General features: G+C 66.0%; 7 protein-coding genes. 4 read left to right on the top strand and 3 right to left on the bottom strand.

What is annotated here, in order from left to right:
- From QT17_RS13905 to QT17_RS12135, 3 genes are all read left to right on the top strand, one after another.
- On the top strand, nucleotides 1-291 hold a 291-nt coding region (locus QT17_RS13905), incomplete at its 5' end, for a hypothetical protein (protein WP_039460350.1).
- A 39-nt stretch (nucleotides 292-330) separates the two neighbouring features.
- Complete coding sequence (locus tag QT17_RS12140; RefSeq protein ID WP_039460348.1) at nucleotides 331-693, top strand: hypothetical protein; 363 nt, start codon at nucleotides 331-333, stop codon at nucleotides 691-693.
- Nucleotides 694-824: 131 nt separating this feature from the next.
- Nucleotides 825-1,631 (top strand): hypothetical protein, encoded by an 807-nt coding sequence (locus tag QT17_RS12135; protein ID WP_161791378.1) that lies wholly within the window; start codon nucleotides 825-827, stop codon nucleotides 1,629-1,631.
- 988 nt (nucleotides 1,632-2,619) lie between these two features.
- Here QT17_RS12135 and QT17_RS12130 read toward each other — a convergent pair.
- Nucleotides 2,620-2,883: a hypothetical protein gene (locus QT17_RS12130; RefSeq protein WP_039460346.1), complete on the bottom strand. Its 264-nt coding sequence runs from the start codon at nucleotides 2,881-2,883 to the stop codon at nucleotides 2,620-2,622.
- A gap of 253 nt (nucleotides 2,884-3,136) precedes the next feature.
- On the opposite strand from QT17_RS12130, the gene QT17_RS13100 reads away from it, so the two are divergent.
- Nucleotides 3,137-4,549: a ParB/RepB/Spo0J family partition protein gene (locus QT17_RS13100; RefSeq protein ID WP_152607411.1), complete on the top strand. Its 1,413-nt coding sequence runs from the start codon at nucleotides 3,137-3,139 to the stop codon at nucleotides 4,547-4,549.
- A 466-nt stretch (nucleotides 4,550-5,015) separates the two neighbouring features.
- Here the strand turns inward: QT17_RS13100 and QT17_RS12120 are convergent, their stop codons facing one another.
- A complete protein-coding gene (locus QT17_RS12120) occupies nucleotides 5,016-5,432 on the bottom strand; it encodes a TA system VapC family ribonuclease toxin (protein WP_039460345.1) in 417 nt (138 codons plus the stop codon).
- Nucleotides 5,419-5,649 carry a hypothetical protein gene (locus tag QT17_RS12115; protein WP_039460343.1) on the bottom strand — a complete coding sequence of 77 codons (231 nt, stop codon included), beginning with the start codon at nucleotides 5,647-5,649 and terminating at the stop codon, nucleotides 5,419-5,421. Before QT17_RS12115 ends, QT17_RS12120 begins: the two co-directional genes overlap by 14 nt.
- Nucleotides 5,650-6,067: the final 418 nt, after the last annotated feature.

Raw genomic sequence — 6,067 nt, 5'->3', positions numbered from 1 at the left:
CTCCAGGCAAGCGGCTTCCTGAAGGACGCCCAGACGCAACAGCCCCTTCTCCTCTACGCCACCTTCTTCCCAGGAAGCGGGACGACCCACTACACCCCTCCAGATGCGGGAAGCGTGCTGGGCTACACCTTGACCGCCGCCGATGCCTATATCGTGACCGCCGCCGCCGTGGTCCGTGGGAGCGCCGCCTCTTCCGAGGTGCTCCTGGACACAGAGCAAATGCCCAGCGAAAGCGCACTGCGGGGGATAGACATCGCCGTGGCGGTAGCTGACGTGGGCCAAGGGGACTAGGCCCATAAAGGCCAACAGGAAACGAGAAGGAGGTGGGCCATGCGGAGGATCCTTCGGTTTTGGGCTTTCGGCCTTGGCTTTCTCCTCGCCGCCTGCGGCGGCCCGGGAGGGGGAGGGAACAATGGGGGTGGCGGTTCCCTGGACCCCTCCCGCTTCCAGACCATCCTGGCCGCGGGGACCGATTTCGCGCTCTTGGTGAAGCCCGACGGCGTCTACGCCTGGGGGGACAACCGGTTTGGGCAGCTGGGGGTGGACCCGGCAACCCTGGACCACCGCACCACGCCGGGGAAGGTGGCGGGGGTGGAAGGGGCCGTGGCGGTGGCGGCCCAGTTTGGCGTTGGGGAGAACCAGCGCCACGCCCTGGCCCTGATGGCGGACGGCCGCGTCATGAGTTGGGGGTGAACCCCTACGGGCAGCTGGGTAGGCAAGAGGGGTTTGCTGAGGGGGGAGGGGGCGACTCTCCAGGAACCTACCAGCCCCCCGACTACGTGGTGGCCGAAGGGGGTAGCGAATACCTAAGCTCGGTGGAGGCCGTGGACGCGGGGCACGACTTCACCTTGGTCCTCCACACTGCCCAGGGCCGCCGCGTGCTGGGCTTCGGGGACAATCAGAACAACGGGGATGTCCTTACCCAAGTGGATCCCTGGTACTACGACCCCCGTCCCCTCCTCGGGCCCGACGGAGCACCCCTCACGGGCGTGCGCCAGGTGGACGCGGGAAACGCCCACGCCCTCCTCCTGCTGGAAGACGGGACGGTGTGGAGCACCGGGTGGAACCTCTACGGCCAAAGGGGCCTCCAAGGGGTGAGCGACCGCTACGCCCACCCCGTCCCCGGCCTCACGGGAGCCTCGCAGGTCTCGGCGGGAAGGGACCACTCCTTGGTCCTCAAGGCGGATGGGAGCGTGTGGGCCTTTGGGAGCAACGCCGAGGGGCAACTGGGGCAGGACCCTAGCATCCTGCCCCAAACCCATGAGCCCCAACAGGTTCCCTTCCCCTCGGGGACGAGGATCCGCGCGGTGGCCGCAGGGGGGACCCACAACCTGGCCATCGCGGAGGGAGGCCAGGTCTGGGCCTGGGGGAGCAACGACCACGGCCAGCTGGGCCAGGGCCAGGCGGGCAATCCGTCGCCCACCCCGGTTCGGGTCAAGGGGCCGGGGTGCAATGGCTTCCTGGGGAACGCCCTGGTGGTGAAGGCGGGCTACGACTACTCCCTAGCCATCACTCAAGAGGGAAGCGGCCTTGCCCTCTACGCCTGGGGCCTCAACGACAGGGGTCAACTGGGCAAGGGAGACACCGTGGACGTCCCTTGCCCGGTGAAGATACTGACCTGGTCTCCTTAAAGGAGCGTGCTTCCCCTTGGCCCTGCCCCCCGTTGGGGGGCTTTTCTTTCTTGTGCCGGTTTCCCCGGAATCGCTTATTCCGCATCCATTCTCACCCCATCCTTCACCCTCACCCCTCTTCCTTACTCTTCCTAGCGGGTAAGGTGGCCTTTGGCTCGGTCAATGGCGCACTCTCAGCGATTGGCTCCAGCTTGCACCAAGACATTCCCGGATGGGCCGCCCGCGCTCGTCCCCACACATGTTGTGGGGTGGCCCGTTTGCCCCCGCTTTTGCTATAACAATCCCCACTCCCGGGGATAGAAGGGCGAAAAGCCAGGGGGAGACGACCACGCCGCCTGTAGGGTAAATATCGATCTCCACCTGAAGAACCGGGGAACCAGGTGATGATTCTTACCGTGCCCCCTTGGGCTTGGAGCAGGGCCAGCGGTCTGGCTTGCCCGGACCTTCTTTTCATCGGATGCAGCTACCGAGTTAACCACCGGCTCCTGGGAGGCGGCCATGGCCGTCGCCCGGGAGTTGGAGCAGGTCTTCGGGCGCCAGGTGGTGTTGGCCTAGCGCCCGGCCCGGGGAACCCCCGCCCACCCGGGGGAGAAGTAGGCGGCCTCGAGGGGGTGGGCCCTCGAGGCGACTTCGGCCCCTCCCAGCCCGCGCTGGGAGGGTTTCCCCGGGAAGGGGACCGACCCCCTTTCCCGGGACCCCCGGAAAGGGGGTTTAGCTTTCTCGCCGCGAGCCCCCTCGGAGGGGGAGTGGGGTAGAGGAGAGGAGCCCTCGAGGAGGCGGTGTTAGTGGCGGCCCAGGGCTCGGCAGGACCGCTTGGGCGGCTCCCCTGGTGGAACCCGCCTCGAGGGCCAGCGGGGCGAGCTTTGCCACAGGGGGGTTCCACCACGCGCTCGGGGGGGGGCTTCGGCGCCGGGGGGCCTCGAGGGGCGCCTCCCGGCGCGCTTCGAGAGAAGCCCCATCGAGGCGCCTCCGCCATCCCGCCTCTACCCTAGCCCTCGGCCAGCCAAGCCAGGTGCCTGAGGGGCGTGTAGCGCGCCCACTCCCCCGTGTCCCTCAGGGAGGCTACATAGCCCTCCTCCGGGCAGAGCACGGTCAGGACCACCTCGCCCGTGCCGCGTGGGAAGAGCTCCCGCACGCGCTTTTGCACGTCCCTGATAGACAGCTCCCTAGCCCAGGTGCCGTAGACGCCGTTCCGCTCCTCGGCCTCCCCAAACGCTTCCACCACCCGCTTCTCGTCCGCGATCAGGTTCATGCCACCTCCCTTTCTTCGCTTCCGGCTCGCGCCCTTCGCACTTTCCGCCGCCCCCATCCTCCCACCGGAGAGAGCGGGAAAACCCGCGCCGAGGGGGCATCTTGCCCCCACGAGCGTGTACAGAGGCTTGGGGTGGGGGCAAGACCACCTACAAGCCCCGTACCCCCCTGTTTTTTGGAATGAATGTACAAGAAAATTGGACAACTATAACCCCCCTGTACCCCTTCCCGCCGTTTCCCCGTACACTAGAACCATGGAGAGCGAGAAGCGGAAGGTTGCAATGCGGGCGCTTCCCCTATCCGCCATCGCGCCCAATCCACGGCAGCCCCGCCTGCGGGACGACGCGGAGTCCGTCGCGGATCTCGCGCGCTCCATGAAGGAGCATGGTCTTCTCCACCCCATCGTGGTGCGCCCGCTGGAAGATGGCAGGTACGAGATCGTCGCCGGGGAAAGGCGCTACCGGGCCGCCCTCGCCCTGGGGTGGGAGACCATCCCGGCCACGGTGGTGGAGATGGACGACGTGGAGGCGTACCTGGCGTCCCTGGCGGAGAACGTGAAGCGAAGGGGGGTCCCTAGGACCGCCACCGCCATAGCCCTCATCCGCTTCCTGACCGAGGTTGGGGGTCTGAGCTTGGAGGAGGCCCTCGCCACGTTGAAGAGGCTGGGTAGAAGGCGGGGGGTTCCGAAAGGGGAGAACGCGCGGCTGGTGGAGAGGGCCGTCGCCGCCTCGGGCCTTTCCCCCAGGTCCGCTGAGACCTACGCCTACCTTCTAACCTCCGTCCTCCCCCTTCCAGCCATCCGCTTCCTGGTGGAGCGGCGGGACATCCCGAGCGACGCTCTTTCCATTGTCTGGCGGATGCTCAAGGTGGGGGAGGAGGTGGCCCAGAAGCGCCCCCCCATCCCCAACGCTCAGGAGTTCGTCTCCGAGCTCGCGGCGATCCTTTCCAAGGCCTCGGAGCGGTCCATGGAGGAGACGGCCAGGGAACTCCGGGACCTCTGGGCTCGGTACGAGCGGGCCCTGCGGAACCTGGAGTTGGAGGAGCGGGAGGAGGGGGAACTTCCACAGGAGTACGCCGAGATCCTGAACGCCCTTGAAGCGCCCCTTGATGCTCTGGAGCGGAGGGTAAGCTACTTGCGCCGGGTCTGGTCCCGCCGGAAGAAGCTCTTGGAGAAGAGGCTTCTGGCCGCCTGGCGGGCGAAGAGGGCGGGGGAGGAAGGGGAAGCTTCCGAGTTCCTTCCCCTGGACGCGGCGCTGAACTCGCTTTTCCAAGCCTACGTCTGGTCCTTGGTGATGGCGGTGCACGCCCTTGCCGGCTATATGGGCGGGGCTCCGGAGCGGGAGAAGAGCGCCTCCCCAGACCGGATCCCCACCGCCTGGCAGGCCTCGGACCAGCTGAAGCGGGTGGCGGCGGAGCTCTACCACCTTTACACCGAGCGCATCCGGGAAACAATGGAAGCGCTGGACCACAAGTGGCCCGCGTCCACCTACATGGCTCGCCACAGGGACTGGATGCAGGTGGAGGCTGTCCGGGCCTCGAACCGCAAGCTGAAGCTTCCCTGGCTGGAGGTGGTGGCCGCCTTGGAGCAGGAGACTTCGGAGAACGGGTTGGCCGCCCTGGGAGAAGTCCCGGAAGAGAAGCCGGAGGGAAGCGAAAGGGAGTCGTGAGGGGCGAGGTGAAGAACGCGAGGGGGGATGGCTCGCCCCCCTCTTTTTCTTCCCCCCTTTGGGCTTCTTGGGTGTGAGGTTGGGGCGCTTTATGAGAGAAAAGGGGTGGAAAGGGGGGGATGTCGGGCCAGTTTGCGCTGTTTTGGGGGGGTTTTAGCGTCAGGGTTGCTGCTTGGGGACTTGAGCTAGCTTTCCTGAGGGGAGGTTCAAGCAACTGGGGTTCCGCGAGTCGGGTAGGAGGGGAGGTGTGTGGGGGTGGCTGGGAGTTTGTGATCAAAAATGTGCCTCACTCCCTCTCTACCCTTCCCGCTTGCGCACCTTTGATGGGCTTTGCCGGCTTCGCCAGCTATCTCCGGATGGCTGCTGGGCGTGGAGGCGTTAAGCTCTTGCGAGCCCGGTGGGAAGGGTATGAGAGCGTCATCCAGCCTGAACCTTTGAAGGATCTGTCCTGGTGAATCCTTTCCCCTCAAACCGCCTGCAAAAGCTTAAGGGAGAGCCCGGGAAAGCGCCGGAAGTCCTGGTCAAAGCTCACCAAGCGGTAGCCCCCCGCCAGGGCGAAGGAGGCTAGGTAGGCGTCCGTCCAAAGCCTCGGGGACAACTGGGGGAGGAACCCCTCTAAGGTCTCCTCCAATCCCGGTGGCTCCTCCCTGAGGGCCACGCCCGAGACCGCCCGCAACTCCCGGTAGACCCGCCAAGCCTCTGCCACGCTGAGGGGCTTTCCGTCCATGGCCTTGGGGTTGGTCAAAAGCCTTAGGAGGCCCAAGGCCGTCACCCGGACCAGAACCGGCTCCTCTGCCTCCTCCCAGTAACGGAGGGCATGTGCGTGGAAGGGGTGCTCGGGAACGAGGAGGGCGAACCAGACGTTGAGGTCAGGCAGGTCCATGCTCCTCCAGGAGTTCCCAGAGCTCGGCGTGGCTCCGTGCGGGGAGGCGCCTTCCGGCCTCGGGGACCCTCGGGATGGGCCTGGGGCCGGGGAGGGTGCGGCCGAGCCCTTCCTCCAGAAGGCGGACGATCACCTCCCGCAAGGTTTTACCTTCCTGGGCCGCCTTCAGTTTGAGGCGGCGGTAGAGGGGGTCGGGCAGGTCCAGGGTGGTGCGCATACAGACATATTAGCACAAAGGATGAGTCCCCATCTCTCCCCCTTACCTCCGCTTCTTTCAGGGGATGAGGTGGCCTTGAGGCTATTTCGTTAGAGGTCTACCAGGGCGGGCTCCGGGTGGTGCGGCTTTGGCGGTCGGCTGCTACCACCGTCATCTCAGGAGGTCAAAGGCAGAGGCGAAAAATCCAAAGGAGAGGGACGACAGCCTTAAAGGTGTTTCCCGGGAAGGCCCGCTTCCGCGGCCTGGGTCCCACCCACGGTCCACCGCTTCCACAACACGGTCAATGATGCTTGTCAACGGGCTCAGCTGGGGCAGGCCACAAACAGAGGGTTCCTTCCCTAACTCCCGAGGGTGGCCTCACCCTTAGCTGAACAGGCCGGATGCTTGCGGTATTCTATGGGGTGGAGATAGGCCTCGA

This window comes from Thermus sp. 2.9, from assembly GCF_000794385.1.
GTDB lineage: Bacteria > Deinococcota > Deinococci > Deinococcales > Thermaceae > Thermus > Thermus thalpophilus.
This window is presented reverse-complemented; position numbering and strand designations above follow the sequence as displayed.

Excerpts from the sequence above, each read along its gene's own strand:
- QT17_RS12140 (WP_039460348.1), top strand. The coding sequence starts at position 331 with ATGCGGAGGATCCTTCGGTTTTGGGCTTTCGGCCTTGGCTTTCTCCTC.
- QT17_RS12130 (WP_039460346.1), bottom strand. The coding sequence starts at position 2,883 with ATGAACCTGATCGCGGACGAGAAGCGGGTGGTGGAAGCGTTTGGGGAG.
- QT17_RS13100 (WP_152607411.1), top strand. The coding sequence starts at position 3,137 with ATGGAGAGCGAGAAGCGGAAGGTTGCAATGCGGGCGCTTCCCCTATCC.
- QT17_RS12120 (WP_039460345.1), bottom strand. The coding sequence starts at position 5,432 with ATGGACCTGCCTGACCTCAACGTCTGGTTCGCCCTCCTCGTTCCCGAG.
- QT17_RS12115 (WP_039460343.1), bottom strand. The coding sequence starts at position 5,649 with ATGCGCACCACCCTGGACCTGCCCGACCCCCTCTACCGCCGCCTCAAA.